Here is a 20,330-nt window from a genome sequence, read left to right on the forward strand (position 1 = left end):
TCGCATAAAACGCAGTCTGGAACTTGGTCTGGTATTTTTCGCTGCTGACATTCGGTCAGCTCTATCCTTGAATTCCATCTGGTCCGGCGCCGCAGATGATGGCACAGACGCACTCGCCTGAGCTGAACCGCACCCGACCCTCCGCAATTGCGGCAACCGCGGCAGCACCGCTTAGATCAGCCGCAAGGCCCATCTCGAACCACAAGCTTTTGGCGGCGCACAGCATCTCGGAATCGTCGACAAGCACGATCTCATCGACGCTATCGCGCACAATGTCGAAGATGCGATCGTCGGTTTTGGCGCAGGCCATCGTCGCGACAGATGTCGTGATCTTGTCCAGGGCCACATTGTGTCCGGCTTCGAGGGCGCGCAGCAGCACCGGCGAGCCTGTGGCCTCAATTCCAATAACGCGCACATGCGGCGCCAGCGCCTTGATCGCTGTCGCCACGCCGCTGACCAGCCCACCGCCGCCCATGGCGACCAACACTGTCGTCACATCCGGCATCTGGTCGAGGATTTCGAGGCCGACCGTGCCTTGCCCGGCGACCACAGCCGGGTCGGCGAAGGGATGGAAATAGACGGCGCCGGTTTCGCGGACGAAGGCTTGCGCGGCCTCGTTGGATTCGTGCCAGGCCGAGCCGACAATGTGGGTGGCCGCTCCCCAGGCGCGCAGCTTCTCGATCTTGGCCGGCGAGGCGTTGGTCGGCAGGAAGATGGTGGCCGGCACACCGGCCATGAGGCCCGCGCGGGCGGTGGCTATGCCATGGTTGCCACCCGACGCGGTGACGATGCCATGCTCCAGCGCGGCGGGGTCGAGCGAGAGCAGCCTGTTGGTGGCGCCGCGTGCCTTGAACGATCCGGTGACCTGCAGCAGTTCCAGCTTCAGCAGCAGGTCGACGCCGCCGGCCAGCGGCGTCTTGAGGTTGCCGGCGGCAATCATCGGCGTACGCCTGACATTGCCTTCGATGCGCGCGGCGGCAGTACGGATGTCTTCCAGCGCGATCACGCCAGCTCTCCTTCATAGCGCGTAGCGACGGTGACGCAGCAATTGCCGACAACGACACGGCCGGGCTGGCGGCGGCCATAGACGATGCCGTCCGAGAGGTAGCGCACGGTCTCGGGCGCGCGGCCGGGGTCGGCCAGGTCGTGGATGCGGCCGGCGTCCTGGCCAGCATGGACCTCGGCGCCCAGCGCGTGGAACGGTTCGAACACGCCATTGGTGGTGGCCAGCACATAGCCGTCATGGCCGGGAATGCGCAGGATGTTTTCGGGCCTCGCGGCAGGCGGCCTGCCTGTCGGCGGCAGCACGCCGAGGTGGCTCAGCACATTGCGCACGCCCTTGCGGCAGATGCCGAGCGCGTCGAGCGAGACCGTGCCGGCGCCGGCCATCTCGGTGCCGACCGTGGTCAGCCCGGCCCTCACCGATGTGGCCGTGGAGGTGCGCGGCTCGCCGAGATTGTCGATGACGACGGTGAGCGGAGCATCGAAGGCGAGCACCGCCTCCGTGTTGCGCTTGCGGTGGGCGGCGTCGGGCGCCGGCTCGATGATGGCGCTGGGCAGGATGTTGAGCGAGGAACCGCCGGAGTGAAGATCCATATAGGCATGCCCAAGCGGCATGACGACGTCGCTGACATAGGCCGAGATCTGCTGGGTGATGGTGCCGGTTGGATCGCCTGGGAACGTGCGGTTGAGGTTCAGCCCGTCGACGGGCGAGGTGCGGCGGCCGGCCAGCACGGCCGGCAGGTTGATCGCCGGCAGGAAGATGATGCGGCCGCTGACCATGCCCGGGTCGAGATCGCGGATGAGTTCGCCGAGCGTGATCGGCCCCTCATACTCGTCGCCATGGTTACCGGCCTGCAGGATGACGGTCGGCCCGCTGCCGTTCCGGATCACCGCGAGCGGAATGCGGGTCGCGCCCCAGGCGTCGTCATGCGGCGAATGCGGAATGTCGACGAAGCCGATCTGCTTGCCGGAACGGTCGAAATCGATGGTGGTGCGGGCGGTGGACATGCGGGCCATGTTTCTCTTTGAAACTCTAGGGGATGGAGGTGGCGAGGGAGAGGCGGCGAGGGCGGAAAGGCCCCCGCCGCCGAAGAAGTCAGATCGGCGGCAGGGTCGGCAGCGTGGTGCCGATCCACTTCTGCGACAGCGCCGAGAGCGAGCCGTCGAGCATGCCGAGATGGATGTAGGTGTCGAGCCAGCGAAGCAGCTCCGGGCTGCCCTGCTGGATGCCGATGTAGCAGGGCGAGAATTGCAGGATGAATTTGGGTTTCAGCTGCACCTTGGCGTCCTTGTCCATCAAATCCTTGGCCACGACATCGGCGGTGGCCAGCAGTTGCGCCTGGCCGGAGGTGAAAGCGGCTGCGGCGGTGGCGTCGTCGTCGAAGCGCACGATCTTGGCGTTGGGCGCGGCCTTGGTCAGTTCGAGATCCTGCGTCGTGCCGCGCGCCACCGCGATGGTCTCGTCCTTGAGCTCGGCCGGGCTCTTCACCGTGATGCTGTCGGGGCCGAAGACGCCGATCGAAAGCGCCGCATAGGGCGAGGTGAAGGCGATCTGCAGCGCGCGTTCCGGCGTCGCGCCCATGGCGGCGATGACGATGTCGAGGCGGTCGGTGACCAGATAGGGCACGCGGTTGGCGCCGGTGATCTGCTGCAGTTCGAGCTTGACGCCCAGCGCCTCGGCGATCTTCCTGGCCATGTCGACATCGAGGCCGACCGGCTCGTTCTTGGCGTCGACCGAACCGAAGGGCGGCACGTCGATCGGCACGCCGATGCGCACCGTGCCAGCGGACAGGATTTTCTGCAGGTCGGCCGCTCGCGCCGGCATTGCCGAGACGGCGCCGGCCAGGAGCACGGCTGTGACGATCCTGGTGAGATGCTTGAACATGGAACTTCCCCTTTTTCTGGTTGGACTTTCTTTTCCTAGTGAAGGACGGCGCTCAGGAAGCTCCTGAGTTCGGCCGTACGAGGCTCGAGCAAGGTCTCACGCGCTGGCCCATCCTCGTGGATGCGGCCCTCATGCATGAAGATCACGCGGTCGGCGACGTTCTTGGCAAAGTTCATCTCATGGGTGACGAGCATCATGGTCATGCCTTCGCTGGCGACGCTTTCGAGCACGCGCAGCACTTCGCCGACCAGTTCGGGGTCGAGCGCCGAGGTGATCTCGTCGAACAGCATCAGGGTCGGCTGCATGGCCAGCGAGCGCGCGATGGCGACGCGCTGCTGCTGGCCGCCGGACAATTCGTCGGGATAGGCAAGCAGCTTGTCGGCGAGGCCGACCTTGGCGACCACGGCGCGGGCGACTTCGCGGGCGGCCGGCGTGTCGAGCTTGCGCACCAGCTTCAGCGCCAGCGTGACGTTGCGCTCGACATTGAGATGCGGGAACAGATTGTAGCTCTGGAATACCATGCCGGCGCGCTGGCGCAGAAGGTTGAGGTCGGCCCTGGGCGCGGTGACGTCGATGCCGTCGACGACGATGCGGCCGGCCTGCACCTTCTCCAGCCCGTTGATGCAGCGAAGCATGGTCGACTTGCCCGAGCCGGAGCGGCCGATGACGGCGACGATCTCGCCTTTTTCCACGTTGAGCGAGATGCCCTTCAGCACCTCGATGGCGCCGAAGCGCTTGCGGATATCGGCGATTTCAACGAGCGACATGAAGTCTCCTTTCCAGCATGCGGGCGAGCTGGGAGAGGGAAAAGCAGATGACGAAATAGATGGCGGCGGCGGTGAGGTAGACCGGCAGCGGGGCAAAGGTCGCGCCGCTGATGATCTGGCTGGCGCGGGTCAGTTCGACGAAGCCGATCAGCGCGGTGAGCGAGGTGTTCTTCACCAACTGGACGAGGAAGCCGACGGTCGGCGCGACGGAGATGCGGATCGCCTGCGGCAGCACGACATGGCCGAGGCGCTGCGCGTAGGTGAGGCCGAGCGCGGCACCCGCCTCCCATTGCCGCTGCGACACCGATTGCAGGCTGCCGCGCCAGATCTCGCCGAAGAAGGCCGAAGCGTAGATCGACAGGGAAAGTGCCGCCGCCGTCCAGGCGTCGACCGAGAGGCCGATCAGCGGCAGGCCGAAGAAGAAGACGAAGAGCTGGCCGAGTAGCGGCGTGCCCTGGATCAGGTTGATCCAGGCGATGGCCAGCCAGTTGAGCGGCTTGAATGGGATGACGCGCAGGACGGCGACGACGATGCCGAGCAGCCCGCCGCCCACCGTGGCGGTGAGCGCCAGCAGCATCGTCCAGCGCGCGGCCTCGATCAGGTAGACGATATCGGTGCCGCCAAATTCGCGGATCATCGGCGCGGCCTCCTGACGAAGACCATCCAGTAGACGCCGGCGAAGAAGGCCCGGAAGCCCAGGGTCAGCACGAGATAGGAAATGGTGATCAGCGTGTAGGTCTCGAAGGAGCGGTAGGTGCGCGAGTCGATGAAGGCGGCCTGGTGGAACAGCTCGGTGGCGCCGATGGAGGAGACGACGCTGGTGGTCAGCATGATCAGCACGAACTGGCTGGCCAGCGCCGGGTAGATGGTCTTGACCGCCTGGAACAGCACGACATGGCGGAAGGTCTGGCCGGCGGTGAGGCCGAGCGAGCGGCCAGCCTCGACCTGGCTCTGGCGCACCGACTGGAAACCGGCGCGCAGGATCTCCGCGCCATAGGCGCCCATGTTGATCGACAGCGCGATCAGCGCAGCGGTGTTGGCGCCAAGCTTGATGCCGATCGAAGGCAGGCCGAAGAAGACGATGAACAGCTGCACCAGCAGCGGCGTGTTGCGCAGCGCCTCGACATAGACGCGAGCGCAGGCGCGCAGCGGCATCAGCGGGCTGATCGAGGCCATGGCGACGATCAAGCCGATGGCAAGGCCGCAGAGCATGGTGACGACCGAGAACTGCAAGGTCAGCAGCACGCCTTGCACAATCTCGGGGATATAGCGCAGCAGGACATCAAATTTGAAATTATAGCTCATGGAAGTAGAGCGTCCCCCTATGCAACTCCAGGCAGATCGCTATTTTCCGCTCGGATTTGCTGGACACCACGCTATCGTCGCTTCATATGTGACGTCAAGCGTCATCTATGAAGCGGATGCAAATGACGGACGACAAGCTGAATTACAGCGCGCCGGCCCTGGAAAAGGGGTTGGATATCCTCGAATTGCTGGCCAATGCCGGCCAGCGCATGGGCACGCGCCAGATCGCCGAGGAACTGGGGCGATCGAAGAACGAGATCTTCCGCATGGTCCATGTGCTGCTTGCGCGCGGCTACCTCCAGCGCGATGAGGGCGGCGAGGGGCTGATGCTGTCGAACAAGCTGTTCGGGCTTGGCATGCAGACGGCGCGCGCCCGCGACCTGGTCAGCACGGCGGCCCCCATCGTCGAGCGCTTCGCCGAGGAGGTGCACCAGGCGGCGCATCTGGTCGTCGCGCATCGCGGTGAAACCGTCATCATCGCGGCGGCATCGGGCGGGGCGGACATGAACTTCTCGCTCAAGCTCGGCTATCGCCGGCCGCTGGCGGATGCCCATTCCGGCCTGGTGCTGATGGCGTTCCAGCCCAAGCCCGTGCGTGACCGGATGATCGCCGAATGCCTGATGCTGATGCGTGAGCCGCCGGACCCGACGACGCTCGCCGCCGAACTCGACGCGGTGCGCGAGCGCGGCGCCATCATCCACGAGAGCCGCGACATCATCGGCGTGACCGACGTCGTCTGTCCGATCATCGCCGGCGACGGGCGCGCCGTGGCCTGCGTGACGGTGGCGGCGGTCAGCCGACGCAGCGCCGCGCCCAATTTCGAGGCCATGCTGGCGCGGCTGAAGCTCGCTTGTGCCGAGATCGCGCATGAGCTTGGAGGGTAGGGAGGCTCAGCCCGCGACGATGATGTCGCGCGGCGTGCGGGACAGCACCTCCGCACCGGCCGTGGTGACAAGCACATTGTCGATGATGCGGGCGCCAAGGCCTTCGGCGCCGATATAGACCGGCGGCTCGATGGTGACCACCATGCCGGCCTTCAGCATGTGCGGGCTGTCGCCGATCATGTGCAGCGGCTCGGCCCAGCTCGGCGGAAAGCCTGGCCCCAGCGCATAGCCGGACGTGTGGACACGGCAGGCTTCGAGCCCGGCCTCGCCGATGACGGCGCGGGCCGCCTGGTGCGGCACGGTTGCCGGCACGCCGTCGCGAATCGCCGCGATCATGGCGTCGCCGGCGCGCAGCACGATGTCGTGCAGTTCGGCCATGCGCGGCGTCGGCTTGCCCAGCGCGAAATTGCGGCCGATGGTGGCTGTGTAGCGGTTGAAGGTGGCGCCGAATTCGAGATTGCCGAAATCGCCATGTTCAAGCCGGCGCGCGGTCGGCGCGCCGTGGCTGTAGGCGGAGCGCGGGCCGGAGACGAGGTTGATCGGGCTGGCGGCGATGCCGCTGCCGTTGCGCAGCAAGGTCTCGTGGATGGTGCCGGCCAGCGCCAGTTCCGACAGGCCCGCCGCGAACTCGCCGGCAAAACGCTCCATGCCAAGGTCGGCAAGGGCCGCCGCGCGCCTGATATAAGCGATCTCGGCCGGCGACTTCACCAGCTTCAGGCCGGCGATCAGTTCCGTCGCCTCGGCAAGCAAGGTATCGCCGATGACGGCGCGAAGGCCGAGACAATGATGTGGGTGAAGATAGTAGGCCGGCACTTCGAGGCCGACGCGCCTGCCTAGCACGTCGTGGCGCCGCGCCACGTCGGCGAAGGCCGCGACCGGATCCTCGTTCTCGCCGCCGCCGAAGCCATGCACCTCGTCGGCAGCTGAATCCGTTTCGAATTCGTGCACTTCGCCCTGGCGTGTCAGCACGACGAGCGGCTCGTTGCGCGCGCCGACCAGCAGGCATTGGAATTCCTGGTAGCTCTTGGCGTCGCTGCCGGTCAGCCAATGGATGGAGGCGGGGTGAACGGCAATCAGCCAGTCGAGGTCGCGTGCGGCCATGGCGGCGCGGACACGCGCCAGACGATCGGCGAATTCGGCGGCGGTGAAATCGTGTTTCGACATTAGCCTCGCGTCACCGCCATCGCCTCGATCTCGATCAGCAGGTTCTCGAAGGCAAAGCCGGCGACGCGGATCGCAGTCACCGCCGGACCGGGCTCGGGGAAGAATTCGCGCTGCACGCGGGCAATCACCGCGCGCGTCGCCTCGATCCCGGCCCAGCTGCCTTCGGCGTGATAGTAGATATAGAGCTTGGCGACGTCGCTTTCGTCGAGCCCGCCTTCGGCCAGCGTGCGGCGGATGAACTCGAAGACGTTGCGGGTCTGCGTCTCCATGTCGTCGCCGACGGCCTGCGCCTTGTTGTCGGCCGAGATCTGGCCGCCGATCAAGGCGAGCCCGCCAATCTTCCAACCTTGCGTGAACTGGGTGTTGGGAATGCTCCAGTCCCAATGGTTGGCCGGCTGCAGGCGCTGCTTGTCGTCGCCGAGCATGCCGATGCCCTCGACCTGGATCAGTTCGCCGGCATTGCCCATGCCCTGGATGCGCAGTCCGGCACCGGCCGCCGAAGGCACCGACATGTAGCGGCGGCGCACATTGGTCATCTTCTCCCAGTAGTCGGTGACCTCGCGGCCTTCGCCGAAAAAGCGGAAATAGGTGTTCTGGCGCATCAGGCTGTGGCGGTCGCCGCCGCCCGACCGCAGCATGGTGTCGAGGTTGCGGAAGGCCTCGTCGGTCTGCACCTCGATGTCGCCGAGCCCGAGCACATTGCCTTCGGCATCGAGCGAGCGCTGGCCGCCGACAAACAGCATGTCGCCGACCTTCCAGCCATGGACGAAGGGCAGCTCCCTGCGCCAGCGCCAGTGACCCGGGGGGTCGAGCAGTTCGCGCTTGCCGCCGATCACCACCCAGGCGTCGACCATCAGCAGCGCGCCCTCGCGGTCGAGGCCGCAGCGGATTTCGGTGGTGGTCGGGCCGGGAGCGGTGAAACAGCCGGCGCGCACGGCATCGAGTTCGTCGAGCAAGGCGCCCACGGCATCGGCCTTGCAACTGAAATAGATGTTGTGCTTGACCACATCGGTCATGCCGGCGCCGGCCTGGGCGAGAAGGGCCGCCAGCCGATCGAAAATGACGCGCGCCTGACCCGTTATGCCGGTTGCGACGATATTGCCGCTGACGTCCGTCGCCATCAGCCCGCCGATGAAGACCAGGTCACCGGCGCGGACGGCCTGCGGCGCCGATCCTTCGATATCGCTGAATGTCCGCATCCGCACCACGTATCCTCCCGCTGATTTTCTACTTACTTACCTGCAAGTCAGTGTTCCGTCAAATGCTGGGGATGCAGCAAAGCTTCGGCGTCCACGGCCAACGCATTTGGCTATGATGGAAGCATGGACGAGACCGACACCAGACAGGCGATCAAGGATACGGCGCTGGAGCTTCTGGTGCGCCACGGCTATCGCGGCACCAGCTTCGGGGATATTTCGGCGGCGCTCGGCACGACGCGCGCCAACATCCACTATCATTTCGGCAACAAACAGGCGCTCGTCGACGAGGTGCTTGACGACTACATGCAGGCGACGCTGAGCGGCTTGCGGGCTGTCTGGTCGCATGAGGGGTCAAGCCTCGAGGAGCAGGTCGAGGCGATGATCGCCTACAGCCGCGCCCGCTTCCGGCATTTCAACCCAGCCGGCACAGAAGGGCAAAACTGGAGCCTGATTTCGAGGCTGCGGCAGGATGCCGACCTCCTTGATGCCGACGGCCAGAAGATGCTCGGCCATTTCAGCGCGGAGCTCTCGGCGTTGTTTGCCGGCGCGCTGTCGGCGGCGGGCCGGCGCGGCGAGTTGTCGCCGAATGTCGTGCCCGGCGACGCCGCGCTGCTGTTCGCGGCGATCGCCGACAACGCCGCGCCAATTACACTGGGCGAAGGTGGCTTTGACGCGTTGGAGAAGACCTATCGCAGCCTGATACGGATGATCCAAATCTGACTCACCGAAACGACAATGTGAAACCCCATGTTATAGCAGTGAGCCTCGCTTCCTCTGACATTCTGTCTGAAGAATTGGTCGTCTGCTCGGCTTACCTTGAGACATTCTCGGTTGCTGGCTTAATCAGCCCCGCAAGTGTGATCTTGGTCATGAGCTTGTGCTTGGACTTGTCGTGGTGGCGATAGTCCTTCCAGCGGAAGCTGACCAGAACTCCATTATCCAGGCTCACGAGGCGGCTGTTGGCGATGGCGACGCGGTAGGTGTAGCGACCAAGGTAGGCGAGGACCTGTTTTGGACCGCCGAACGGGGGCTTGGCGTAAACGACCACTCGATCCGCTTCAGTCCAGCCAGTTGGGCGCAGAAAGTAGCAGGGTCGGCCAGGCTAGCGAGATCGCTGAAGAAGCGAAGCTGGCCGGCGTCGAAGGCGTCTCGGAGGCGCTCTAGGAATAGGCGGTGACAATCGGGCGGTTACTCTATGCTGATGGTTTCGTCAGGAGAGCTCCTTCTATAACGACTCCGGAATTCACGTATTTCCACAGCGCAACAAACAGTTTCCGAGCGAGGGCGACCATGCCGCCTTCTTGCACCGGCCACCATTCGGGATGACTCGCGCCCTGAACCACTGGCTCAGTGCGAATTGGGTTGATGGGGCACCCAGACCCACGCAACCTAGACAAGCGTCGGCCGGAGCCTAGGATTGCCGGACTTCGAGACTCCCTGCTCGCAATTAATTAATCTGCCCACTCTGCTCAACCGGCCACGGTCTTCCTCCTCCGGCGTTGGCACTCGCAACATTGCGCAAACCCGAGGCTCCCGCGGTTGTGGCCAACAACGAAGCTGACGGTCTGCTTTCAGCGCAGAAAGCAGTCATTCCACCGGTGGCCTCCACTGCCCAGATGTAGCAACAATCCTCGAATGGCAAGGGAAGCCTCGAGCCAGAAGCTGGCGGGCTCCTACAGGGACGTGAGGGCGCGGTCCCAATATGGATTCTGAAGGGTCGAGCGCAGGCGCATCTGCTTCCACACGCCGTATTTGTAGAAGTCGAAGTCGATGCTCGAGGTAATGTTCTGGACCATGCACCACAGCGACCATTTCAAGTCGCCCAGCATCTGGTAGACAAACATGCGCGCCTTGGTGCTGGCTTCGACGCGACCGAAATAACATTCGATCGCCTCATCCTGCATCACGTCGCTCAGGACCATTTCCCCACACCAGGTGGCGAGATCGCAGCAGCGGTCGTTGTTCGACGCGTATTCGAGGTCGACGATCAGGATCCTGTCTTCAGTCAGCAGGAAGTTAGCTGGTGCCGGATCGTTGCAGCAAGGAACGATGTCCAGTCCTGACGCTTCCAGCGCGGCGCGAGCGGTGCGGTACTTCATGTGAATGGTAGGAAAATCGTGCGGGAATGCCGCCCCGAGCTCACGCAATTGAACGATATGTTCATCGATCATGTCAAACAGGGTCTTGGTTAAGCGAAGCGGGGCAGAATTGTTGAAGGTGCGGAACAAGTTAATAGTGGGCGCCCTAATCTCGGCGGAGTGGAAGTCGCGGGTGGTGCAGGGACGAGACCGCTCTACAAAGTCGCTGATTTCCACGCCGCGGTCGCTGAGATCACTATAGATCCGAGGCCCGATGCCAAGTTCGTGCGCGCGCCTGCCGGCCTCGAGCGAAGCGCTCCGATCGATAAACTTCTCGGTCCCGGGGCCTGGCATCTTAAGGAAAAACGTCTGACGCTCACCTCCGATCCTGACGTGCCAGTTAGAATTGCTAAAGCCCCCGAAGATTGGCCGGTAAAAGATGTCTTTGCCCTGCCATGGGGGTACCAAGGAAAGCATTGTTTCCAATGCCAGTTCGGAGGCCGATTGGCCTTCTCCGCACTTCCGTTCCATGAAGGGTTCTCAGAGCATTCGGGCGTACGAGCCGAAATCGAGGCTTCCGAGCGCGGCGCGGCAGCGGATGAAGCGCCAGAACCCGTAGCGGTAAAACTCGACATCCTTGCGCTGCGAGGTGGCGTCCATCACGAGACCCCAGAGACCCCATGCGAGATCGTCGGCGATCGCGTAGAGACGCACGCGACGGAGACTTGCCGGCCTCGGCGTGCCTTCGAACATTTCGAGGGCCGGGAGGAAGTCCTTCTCGTCTTCGAAAACCTCGTTGATCAGGATCCCGATCTCATAATAGGGGTCGACGTTGCCGGCACCGTCGAAGTCCACGAGCTCGATGCGACCATCCGGCCCGATGAGGATGTTCGAGGCCAGGCCGTCGGCATGGGAGGGCACACTGTCGACCCCCGATGCGGCGATCATGCGCTCAAAGCGCAAAACCTGCTCGAACAGGACCGGAAGGTCGGGAGGAGCCTGGGCCACGAGCCGATCGCATTCCTGCTTCAGCGCGCGGATCCGGTCGAACGGCGACACCGGGATCGTGAAGCGCAGTCCGCCGTGGACCCTGCGCTTAACACCTATCACCTCATTGAGGACGTCCAGCTTTTTCAGGTCGCTGACACGGGCGGTCGCCCAGCCGTCGCGATATTCCATGATGCAGGTCGCGCGCCGCGCATCGATGGCAAGGATCTTGGGCGCGCAGCCGAGGCCGGCCGCTTTGCGCTGCGCATCGAAGGATGCGGCCGCATCGATGAAGCGGCGCTGGTCGGGCTGAATGGTTTTGAGCAGGAGCGACGGATGCTGGCCATCGACCGACAGAAGCAGGCGGGTGCTGTCCACGCCACGATGCGACGGGACGAGAATGCCCGGCTCCATCTCCTGTGCCGATCTGCACAGCTGCGGTCCGGCACCAGAGCAGGCGGGCTCGTCGGGCGTCACAAGACAGAGGTCGGCCGGCGCCGTGAGGTCATCCGCAAAAAGGGAACGGACTTCTTTTGTTGCGGACGGGAGACGATGAATGTCCATCGGGCCGATGCGGCGATCCATACCCTTTCGCGACAGACCAATTTCCATGAAGCCAGCGGAACCCTTGTAATCCAAGCAAGCACAACCGACCAGCGACGGCCCGTCCACGAAAGGGAGCGGGGGACAGGCGCGCCAGCAGGAAACGCAATGCTATATCTATGCGGGCGTGAGTAAAGTGCCGACGTGCCTATCGGCGCCGAGATGCACTTAAACGCGGATGAGGTCGACGCCCAGTTCGGCGAAGCGCTGGACGAATTCTTCGCCGACACCCTTAGTGGTGATGACATGTTGGGCGTCGGCAAGGCCGAATGCACGAACCGAGCCGAAGCGTCCGAACTTCGATCGATCGGCTACCATGACGGTGGTGCCGGCCTGACGCCTCGCCTCATCGTGCAGTGCAACCTCGTCCTCACCAAAGCCCATGAAGCCGTGATCGACATGGACGGCGCTGGCACCCATCAAAGCCAGGTCGAACCTGTGCCCTTTCAGCGCGGTAATGGTAGAATGCCCGAATGTGGCCTGATATTCCGGCACCATCGGACCGCCGAGCACGCGGACACTGGTGCCCCAGCCGTGGGAGAAAAAATGCGCCGCAATGGCGATGGAGTTCGTGAAGATCGTCAGGTCTGCATGCTTGTCAAGGTGCTTCACGCAGGCCAGCGTAGTGGTTCCCGAACTGACGAAGATCTTCATACCGTTCTGGATAAGGCTGGCAGCCCTTTCGGCGATCAAGTTTTTTTCCGGCGCATTGACCCGGCTGCGCTCGCCAAACGGCTTGTCCCCCTCTTTTGGCGTCAGTACCGCACCGCCGTAGACGCGCCGAGCCAAGCCATTTGTTTCGAGTAGACGCAGATCGCGCCGGATGGATTCCGGACTGACTTCGAGGCGATCGGCGAGCAGATTGACACTCGCGCGCTCATTCGCGCGCAGTATTTCCAGGATTTTTTCCTGGCGAAACTCAGAAAATCTCATGGACCGAATCTGCCTGTGACCATTTGGGTCTTTCCGGACTTAACATATCCCCGAGCACGTCGAACACTGCGAGATGCCGGAAGACCGAAAATCCCGGCGCCAAGCTAGTCGACATGCTCAAACCAGTCAAATCCGTCTTAGTCGCTCAACAGTCCTAGGGTCTAACAGCCTTGAGATTTAGACCTGTTCGGGACTGGGCACTCGCCGAGAGTAGGCCAAGCCGCGCTTGACCACAGGCAAATGTGTCGATATTGGTGTTTTTGACCGATTTGTGTGTTTTGAGAAATTGGATCGGTTTGAGGATGGATCTGGCGTCCAGTCAGGATTTGGAAGGCTCGTCTGGCAATGGCGAATAAGTGCCATGCTGCAGGTCGAAGGATGGAGTTCAACGGGCCGGCGCCGAGCGGGTCCTAGAAAACTAAACCGCACATCGGCAAAACAACCGCCGATACAAAAAGGGGAACAGGATCAATGATTACGCGTAGAGACATTATGGTTGGCGCGGGCGCGCTTGGCGTGGCCGGCGTGCTCGGCAAGCTCGCGGTGCCGGCCAATGCGCAGGGCAAGAAGTCACTCGTGCTCGCGTCGATGGGGCCCGTCACGGGTAATTGGGATCCGACTTCCCACACGACCCTTGGTCAGGGCAATTTCGAAAAGTTCGTCTTCAATGCGTTGACGCGTGCCCCGATGCGGGACGGCGAGGCGGACCTGCTCGAACCCGCGCTGGCGGAAAGCTGGAAGCTGATCGACACCAACACGTTCGAGTTCAAGCTGCGCGACGGCGTGAAATTTCACGACGGCAAGGAATTCAGCGCCGAGGACGTAAAGGCGACGCTCGAATACTCCTGCGACCCGGCCCGCCCGGCGGCTTCCTTTTGCCCCGGAAAGGTCGATGTCGAAATTGTCGATCGCCTTACGGTGCGACTGCACACCGAGAAGCACGGCTATCCGGCATCGGCTTGGTGGTTTATTTCAAGCGTGATCCCGATCCTCTCGGCGAAGGATGTTGCTGATCCGAAGATTCTCCAAAAGCGTCCGAACGGCACGAACGCCTTCAAGTATGTCGAGACCAACGGCGACAAAAATATTCTTCACGCCTATGACGACTTCTTCGGCGGGCGTCCGAAGATCGATGAGGTCGTCTATGCCTATGTTCCGGATGCCAACACGCGGGTTCTCGGCCTCTTGAACGGCCAGTACCACATCGCCGAACGTCTCGAGCCGGAACAGTACGCATCGCTCGCCGGAAATCCGAAGGTCACCACTCGCAAGGGTCTCACGACCGAGAACAAATATCTGCATTTTCGCTGCAACAAGGCGCCCTTCGACGATCCGCGCATCCGCCTGGCGGCATGCCATTCGATCGATCGCAAGCAGATCCTCGAACTGATGGGCGAAGCGGCGCTCGAGTCAAGCTGTTACGTCTCCCCGATGAAGTTCGGCTTCACCGACATCAAGGGATATCCAGACTACAATCCCGAGGAAGCGCAGCGTCTGCTGGCCGAAGCCGGCTTCCCGAACGGGGCGGGGCTGCCGCAGCTCGAATATATCACTTCGATCGGCTTCTATCCCAAGACCAAGGAGTATGGCGAACTGATCGCCGCGATGCTCCAGGAGCAGGGCTTCAACGTGCAGTTGACGGTGCTCGAGCCAGCGGCCTGGGAAGTGGCGATCTATCGCCGCGCCGACGGTCAGGGCCAGGGCCATATGTGCGACGTCGGCTGGATGACGCCGTCGCCTGAGCCGGACCTCGTCCTGCGGCCCAACTGGCACTCCAGCGCGGCGCTGATTTCGGGCATCAATGATCCCGAGATCGACGCGGTCCTGGACAAGGAGCGCAACGCGCCCAATCCGGAACAGCGGCTGAAGATCCTCACCGAGGAAACCTTCCCGACGATGGCCAAGAAAGTCCCAAGCTTCTCACTGTTCTCTGCGCTCACCTTCCACGGCGCCGCCAAGAACCTTGAAGGCGCGGTCTACCTGCCCTACGGACCTATCGACCTGTCGAAGGCGGATCTCGTCTAACCTTTGGCCCAGCAGCGTCGCCATCCGGCGGCGCTGCTCCTTCGTGAGCCTGCCGTTATGCTTTTTGCAATAGACTTCTTCGTTCGCCGTCTTGCCCAAGGCGTGATCATTGTGGCGGGCATCGCCCTGTTGATCTTCACCCTGCTGCGCGTGGTGCCCGGCGACCCCGTGCGGCTGATGCTCGGCCCGATGGTTTCGCAGTCCGTGGCGGAGCAGACGGCCAAGGAGCTCGGCCTCCGGGATCCGATAATCGTCCAGTTCGGGCGGTATATGACCCAGATCGTCCGCGGCGATTTCGGCCGATCCTTCGTGCGCAGCGCCCAGGGCGGCAGCACTGGAGGTTCGCGCGGCGAATCGACCTTCGATGCCAGCAACCGGGCGCCGGTCATTGATCTGATCGGCGCGACATTGCCCTACAGCCTGCTGCTGGCCGGCCTGGCCTTCCTGATCTCACTGTCGATCGCGGTTCCGCTCGGCATCTGGGCCGGCCTTAACGCGGGCAGGGCGCCCGACCGATTCGCGCTTTACCTGAGTTCGGTCCTCGTCTCGCTGCCCAATGTATGGCTCGGACTGGTGTTCATTTATTTGTTGTCGGCCAGGACTGGCTGGCTACCTGCAATCGGCTACGAGAACTGGACCTATGCGATCCTGCCGGCCTTGGTCCTGGCGGTGGAACTGATTCCGATCATCGTCCGGTCGCTCTCGGTTTCGGTCTCCTCCAACCTCCTCGAGCCCTATGTCTATGTTGGCCAAATCCGCGGGCTGACCCGACGGCGCATGATCTCGGCGCATGTTCTGCGTAACTCCGGGATACCCCTTCTGAACGTGTTGGGCATCCAGGCGGTCGGCCTGATCCTCGGCTCGCTGTTCGTCGTCGAATACCTCTTCAACTATCCGGGGATCGGCCTGCTCATGATCAATGCGGTGTTCCAGCGCGATTTCCCGATCATCCAGGCGATCGCGATCTTCGCCTGCGCCGGGCTCGTCGGTGTGAACATCCTCGTCGATTTCGCATCGACCACGATCGACAGAAGGCTCCAGTACTGATGTCCGAACACACCATCGTCGACGCGGAAGTCAGCGTTCCCCCAAAAGCCCGAAGCCTCGGCGCTAATATCTTCCTTCAAGCATTCAAGACGCCGGAGTTCCGGGTCGGGGCGGTCATTTTCATCGCCGTGATCCTGCTCTCGGTCGCCGCGCCGGGGCTGCTCGGCCTTTCCGCGACGAAATTCAACGTCGGCCTCAAGTTCTCGCCGCCCTGGCCTGCCGAAGGTTCGGTCTGGCCTCATTTCATAGGGACCGACCAGTTGGGCCGCGATCTTCTAGCCCGATCGCTGATCGGCCTGCGGAACGCCCTGATGATCGGCATTACGAGCGTCATCGGCATGTTCGTTCTAGGTTCGGCGGTCGGGATGGTGGCCGGCTATGTCGGCGGCTGGACCAACCTGATCCTGATGCGCATCACGGATGCGCAGATGTCGATCCCGGTGATCATCCTCGCCATCACCATCCTCGGCGTGACGCGGCCGACGCCGCTGACGGTCATCCTCGTCTTCATCCTCGCGGGCTGGCCAGGCTACGCACGCGTGGCGCGTAGCGTCACCATGTCCGAGCGGCGCAAGGAATATGTGCGCGCCGCCAAGATCCTCGGCGCATCGGACGTCCGGATACTGCTGGTGCATATCGCGCCGAACATCCTGCCCCCGATCGCATTCGTCGCCGTGCTCGACGTCGCGCGCATGATGATCTTCGAAGCCATCCTCGGGTTCATCGGCATCGGCATCCAGCCGCCCACGCCTACATTCGGGACGATCATCGCCGACGGCACCAAGTATCTCCTGAATGCGTGGTGGATCACCACCATTCCCGGCCTGCTGCTGGCGATATCGCTGTGCAGCATCAACCTCATGGGCGGTGCCCTTGAGCGCTCCCGCAACAAGCTACTCCAAGGTGTCCTATGAGCGGGGAGAGTGTAAGCATTCTCGAGATTTCGGGCCTGTCGGTCGATCTAGCGTTGCCAGGCGGCGCAAGGCGCGCTGTTCTTCAGGACGTCAATCTCTCGGTTTCCCAGGACGAGGTCCTCGGCATCATCGGTGAAAGCGGCTCGGGTAAGACCGTCCTGTCGCGCGCACTCGTCAACTGGATAAGCCCGCCGCTGGTCGTGACCGGCGGGACGATTGCCTACCATGGCCGCAACCTGTTCGATCTCGCGCCCGCCGAGATGCAGAGATTGCGAGGGCGCAAGGTGGCCTATATAGGCTCCGACCCTGGCAGCGCACTCGATCCGACCATCCCGGTCGGACAGCAGATCATCGAGAAGCTGCGCGCCGTCGAGCCGGGCATTTCGACTGCGGAAGCCAAGGCGCGCGTGCTTCGTGTCCTCGACGCGGTCCGCATTCCTTCCCCGGCGCAGCGCTTTCACGAATTTCCTTTCCAGTTCAGCGGCGGGATGATGCAGCGCGTGCTGATTGTCGATGCCCTGGTCACCAACCCTGACCTGCTCGTCGCTGACAACATCACGCAGCCGCTCGACGTGACGGTCGCCGCCCAGATTCTTCGCCTACTGAGGGATCTCCAGCGCGATTTTCGCACGGCGGTCATCTTCGTCTCCTCGGCGCTCGGTGTGGTTAACGAGATCGCAGACAACGTCCTCGTGCTCGCCGATGGCCGCGTGGTCGAGTGCCAGCAGACCCGTAAACTGATCGACGAACCCCAGCACAACTACACGCGCAACCTCATCAAGAGCGTGCCGCGCATCTGGGGCGCCGAGCAGGTCACCGCCGCGCCGGGCTTGGCCAAGGACGACACACGCGAAATCATCCTTTCGGTCCGCGACGTCTACCGTTCCTACGCAACCAAGGACCGTGAGAGGCTGTTTGCGTACCGGGTTGTCCAGGCCGTCCGGGGCGTCTCGTTCGACGTCTACAAAGGCGATAATCTTGGCATCGTAGGCGAATCCGGTTGCGGGAAGTCGACGCTTTCGCGTCTACTCAGCCGCCTCGAAGCACCCAATCGCGGCCAGATCCTGTTCAAGGGCCAGGACATCGCGCATCTCGGCCGAAAGAAGCTGCTTGATCTGCGCCGTCGGTTCCAGCTGCTGCTGCAGGATCCCTACAACGCCATCCCGCCACATTTGGCCATTGGCCGGACGATCGCCGAACCGCTGCGCATCCATGGCGGAATGAGCGCCAAGGAGATCGGCGAGAAGGTCGCCTACACGATGAACGAGGTGGGGTTGCGCCCCGAGCTGACGGACAAACTGCCGGTAGGGCTCAGTGCGGGCCAGCGGCAACGCGTCAACATCGCCCGCGCCATGGTGCTGGACCCGGAACTCCTGATCCTCGACGAGACGCTGTCGGCACTCGACCAAGTGGAACAGGGCAAGCTGCTCGATCTTTTCGAGCGTCTGCAGGCCCGCCACGGCATGACCTACATCTATATCTCGCACGATCTGAGCATGGTGCGCCGCGTCTGCAATCGCGTGGCCGTGATGTATCTCGGTCGCATCGCCGAACTCGCCGGCAACGAGGCGACGTTCTTCGATCCCGGCCATCCCTACACGCGAGCCCTGCTCAGTGCGGTTCCGGCGATCGAGCACAAGCCCTACGACACGGCGACCTATCTCCTTGAAGGCGAGCCGCCGGACCCCATCGACATTCCTTCCGGCTGCACCTTCCGCACACGCTGCCCGTTCGCTTTTGACCGCTGCGTCACGGAGGATCCGGCGCTGCTGAAACGAAGCGACGTGGATTACGCCGCGTGCCATCTCGTCGAGGCCGGCTTGTCGGCGCCAAGGCTGATGCCGGCGGTCGATCTGAGCGGCCCGTAACAGCGGCGCAGTCCCTGACCGTCCTGGGCGCCCCTGACCCCGGCGCGGTGCCCCGCAATCCCGATGAGGCAAGCGTATCATGGAATTCGACTATATCGTCGTAGGTTCGGGCAGTGCGGGTTCACCGCTCACCGCCAGGCTTGTCGAAAAGGGTGCGAGCGTCCTTCTCCTCGAAGCGGGCAAGCGCGAGAAGCTCCACCTGACGCGCGTACCGGCCGCGCTCATGTATACGATCGGTAACAACCGGTACGACTGGAACTACGTCACCGAGCCTGATCCGAGCCGTAACGGACTGCAGGAAGCCTGGCCGCGCGGGCGGGTTCCGGGTGGTTCGTCGGCCATCAACGGGATGATCTTCATTCGTGGCGCGGCCGGCGACTACGACGCTTGGGAGGCGCTGGGAAACAAGGGATGGGGCTGGGCCTCCGTGCTTCCCTATTTCCGCAAGATGGAGACGGCGGACGACGACAGGGACAATTCTCACCGCGGCGGGATGGGTCCGCTCCGGGTTTCATCGCTGCGCTGGAAACACCCACTATCGCAGAAATTCATTGACAGCTTCGTCAATGCCGGCGTGCCCCGCAACCCGGACCTGAACGGGAGCTCGCATGAAGGGGTCGCCTGGAATCAAGGGTCCACGACAGGGGGCTTGCGTCATTCGGCGTTCGACGCCTTCGTCCTCCCACGTCTCAAGGACAATAAGTTGACCTTCATGGACGACGCGCTGGTGGAGCGTATCGTCATGGAGGGTAAGCGGGCCTCGGGCGTGGACATCATGCGCGGGGACAAGACAATCCGGGCAACAGCACGCCGCGGTGTGGTCCTGTCTGCAGGCTCCATCAACTCGCCACAGCTCCTAATGCTTTCGGGCATCGGCGATCCGGCCGAACTGAGTCGCCATGGCATCGAAGTGCGCGTCGCCAGCCCCGACGTCGGGCGCAACCTGATGGAGCATCCGGGCCTCTATGTCCGCGCCGAAATGGACGTCAAGACGGGCAATGCCTATGCGTCGGCCCTGGGCCGGCTGCGCGCCGCCGGGCAGTGGGCGCTGTCGCGCAGTGGCGTGCTGAGCGTGCCGACCGCGCAGGTGCTCGCCTTCCTCAAATCCACACCCGAGCAGGAGGTGCCCGACCTCCAGTTCCACCTCTTCCCGTTCGGCTATTTCAGCGAAAGCGGACGCCTGCGCGTCCCCACGCGCAATCTCGTCACCATTCTGGCGAACGTGAATTACCCCAAGAGTACTGGCCGTCTGGAACTACGCAGCAGCGATCCGCGCACGCCGCTCGCGATTTATCCGCGGCTCCTCGACCACCCAGACGACCTGGACTGCGTTCTACGCGGACTGGCCTGGATTCGCCGCCTTGCTTCGACGCCGCCATTCGGAAACCACGTGCGCGAGCTGATCGACGTGCCGCCCGAGGGGGCCGGCCGCGATGCGGAGGAGCAGTATGTGCGCAAGGCAACGGTCCCCTTCCTTCACCCGGTCGGGACCTGCCGGATGGGGATCGACGATAAGGCGGTGGTGACGCCGGAACTGCGCGTGCGCGGCACCGAGAGGCTGTGGGTGGCGGATGCCTCGATCTTTCCGCGCCACATCGCGGGCAACACCAACGCGACTGCAATCATGATCGGCGAGCGGGCGGCGGATCTCATCCATCCCTGATCCCAG

18 protein-coding genes and 2 pseudogenes are annotated in these 20,330 nt (G+C 63.3%); 7 read left to right on the forward strand and 13 right to left on the reverse strand.

The genetic code is table 11. The features are described from left to right. Positions 1-61 precede the first annotated feature (61 nt). The 6 genes from FJ973_RS08540 to FJ973_RS08565 form a co-directional block, all read right to left on the reverse strand. On the reverse strand, positions 62-1,006 hold the full coding sequence (locus FJ973_RS08540) for a threonine/serine dehydratase (RefSeq protein ID WP_140499646.1): 945 nt from the start codon (positions 1,004-1,006) through the stop codon (positions 62-64). Then, positions 1,003-2,019, reverse strand: a complete 1,017-nt coding sequence (locus FJ973_RS08545) for a succinylglutamate desuccinylase/aspartoacylase family protein (RefSeq protein WP_140499644.1) — start codon at positions 2,017-2,019, stop codon at positions 1,003-1,005. Before FJ973_RS08545 ends, FJ973_RS08540 begins: the two co-directional genes overlap by 4 nt. 79 nt (positions 2,020-2,098) lie before the next feature. Further along, positions 2,099-2,887 (reverse strand): transporter substrate-binding domain-containing protein, encoded by a 789-nt coding sequence (locus FJ973_RS08550; protein WP_056570895.1) that lies wholly within the window; start codon positions 2,885-2,887, stop codon positions 2,099-2,101. A 35-nt stretch (positions 2,888-2,922) separates the two neighbouring features. Next, on the reverse strand, positions 2,923-3,654 hold the full coding sequence (locus tag FJ973_RS08555; protein WP_140499643.1) for an amino acid ABC transporter ATP-binding protein: 732 nt from the start codon (positions 3,652-3,654) through the stop codon (positions 2,923-2,925). Continuing rightward, positions 3,641-4,291, reverse strand: a complete 651-nt coding sequence (locus tag FJ973_RS08560; RefSeq protein WP_140499641.1) for an amino acid ABC transporter permease — start codon at positions 4,289-4,291, stop codon at positions 3,641-3,643. The genes FJ973_RS08555 and FJ973_RS08560 overlap by 14 nt, the downstream gene beginning before the upstream one ends. Then, positions 4,288-4,959 carry an amino acid ABC transporter permease gene (locus tag FJ973_RS08565; RefSeq protein WP_140499639.1) on the reverse strand — a complete coding sequence of 224 codons (672 nt, stop codon included), beginning with the start codon at positions 4,957-4,959 and terminating at the stop codon, positions 4,288-4,290. The genes FJ973_RS08560 and FJ973_RS08565 overlap by 4 nt, the downstream gene beginning before the upstream one ends. A 122-nt stretch (positions 4,960-5,081) precedes the next feature. Here FJ973_RS08565 and FJ973_RS08570 point away from each other — a divergent pair, with 122 nt between their 5' ends. Next, positions 5,082-5,843 carry an IclR family transcriptional regulator gene (locus FJ973_RS08570; RefSeq protein WP_181165404.1) on the forward strand — a complete coding sequence of 254 codons (762 nt, stop codon included), beginning with the start codon at positions 5,082-5,084 and terminating at the stop codon, positions 5,841-5,843. Between the two features lie 6 nt (positions 5,844-5,849). On the opposite strand, the gene FJ973_RS08575 is transcribed toward FJ973_RS08570, so the two are convergent. Continuing rightward, the gene (locus tag FJ973_RS08575) at positions 5,850-7,007 is read right to left on the reverse strand and encodes a Xaa-Pro peptidase family protein (protein ID WP_140523182.1); all 1,158 of its coding nucleotides are present in this window, start codon (positions 7,005-7,007) and stop codon (positions 5,850-5,852) included. Further along, positions 7,007-8,206 carry a RidA family protein gene (locus FJ973_RS08580; protein ID WP_140523185.1) on the reverse strand — a complete coding sequence of 400 codons (1,200 nt, stop codon included), beginning with the start codon at positions 8,204-8,206 and terminating at the stop codon, positions 7,007-7,009. Before FJ973_RS08580 ends, FJ973_RS08575 begins: the two co-directional genes overlap by 1 nt. A gap of 123 nt (positions 8,207-8,329) precedes the next feature. Between FJ973_RS08580 and FJ973_RS08585 the strand changes: the two genes are divergently transcribed. Next, positions 8,330-8,926, forward strand: coding sequence for a TetR/AcrR family transcriptional regulator (locus FJ973_RS08585; RefSeq protein WP_140499631.1), 597 nt, complete (start codon positions 8,330-8,332; stop codon positions 8,924-8,926). 91 nt (positions 8,927-9,017) lie between these two features. On the opposite strand, the pseudogene FJ973_RS31290 reads toward FJ973_RS08585, so the two are convergent. From FJ973_RS31290 to FJ973_RS08605, 5 genes and pseudogenes are all read right to left on the reverse strand, one after another. Then, positions 9,018-9,251, reverse strand: a pseudogene (locus tag FJ973_RS31290) (transposase); the annotation flags it as partial. A 148-nt stretch (positions 9,252-9,399) separates the two neighbouring features. After that, positions 9,400-9,658 (reverse strand): annotated as a pseudogene (locus FJ973_RS31295) (IS110 family transposase); the annotation flags it as partial. A gap of 221 nt (positions 9,659-9,879) precedes the next feature. Beyond that, the gene (locus tag FJ973_RS08595; RefSeq protein WP_140523188.1) at positions 9,880-10,815 is read right to left on the reverse strand and encodes a choline/ethanolamine kinase family protein; all 936 of its coding nucleotides are present in this window, start codon (positions 10,813-10,815) and stop codon (positions 9,880-9,882) included. A 9-nt stretch (positions 10,816-10,824) separates the two neighbouring features. Further along, the gene (locus tag FJ973_RS08600; protein ID WP_140523191.1) at positions 10,825-11,910 is read right to left on the reverse strand and encodes a phosphotransferase; all 1,086 of its coding nucleotides are present in this window, start codon (positions 11,908-11,910) and stop codon (positions 10,825-10,827) included. Positions 11,911-12,042: 132 nt separating this feature from the next. Then, the gene (locus tag FJ973_RS08605; protein ID WP_140499625.1) at positions 12,043-12,807 is read right to left on the reverse strand and encodes a DeoR/GlpR family DNA-binding transcription regulator; all 765 of its coding nucleotides are present in this window, start codon (positions 12,805-12,807) and stop codon (positions 12,043-12,045) included. Positions 12,808-13,278: 471 nt separating this feature from the next. On the opposite strand from FJ973_RS08605, the gene FJ973_RS08610 reads away from it, so the two are divergent. From FJ973_RS08610 to FJ973_RS08630, 5 genes are all read left to right on the forward strand, one after another. Beyond that, on the forward strand, positions 13,279-14,832 hold the full coding sequence (locus FJ973_RS08610; RefSeq protein ID WP_140523193.1) for an ABC transporter substrate-binding protein: 1,554 nt from the start codon (positions 13,279-13,281) through the stop codon (positions 14,830-14,832). Between the two features lie 57 nt (positions 14,833-14,889). Then, positions 14,890-15,879, forward strand: a complete 990-nt coding sequence (locus tag FJ973_RS08615; RefSeq protein WP_140499621.1) for an ABC transporter permease — start codon at positions 14,890-14,892, stop codon at positions 15,877-15,879. After that, entirely contained in the window at positions 15,879-16,793 is a 915-nt protein-coding gene (locus FJ973_RS08620; protein ID WP_140499619.1) for an ABC transporter permease, read from the forward strand. Before FJ973_RS08615 ends, FJ973_RS08620 begins: the two co-directional genes overlap by 1 nt. Next, positions 16,790-18,661 (forward strand): ABC transporter ATP-binding protein, encoded by a 1,872-nt coding sequence (locus tag FJ973_RS08625; protein WP_140499617.1) that lies wholly within the window; start codon positions 16,790-16,792, stop codon positions 18,659-18,661. The genes FJ973_RS08620 and FJ973_RS08625 overlap by 4 nt, the downstream gene beginning before the upstream one ends. A gap of 79 nt (positions 18,662-18,740) precedes the next feature. Next, positions 18,741-20,324 (forward strand): GMC family oxidoreductase N-terminal domain-containing protein, encoded by a 1,584-nt coding sequence (locus tag FJ973_RS08630; RefSeq protein ID WP_140499615.1) that lies wholly within the window; start codon positions 18,741-18,743, stop codon positions 20,322-20,324. Positions 20,325-20,330 lie beyond the last annotated feature (6 nt).

It is taken from the genome of Mesorhizobium sp. B2-1-3, assembly GCF_006442495.1.
Taxonomy (GTDB): domain Bacteria; phylum Pseudomonadota; class Alphaproteobacteria; order Rhizobiales; family Rhizobiaceae; genus Mesorhizobium.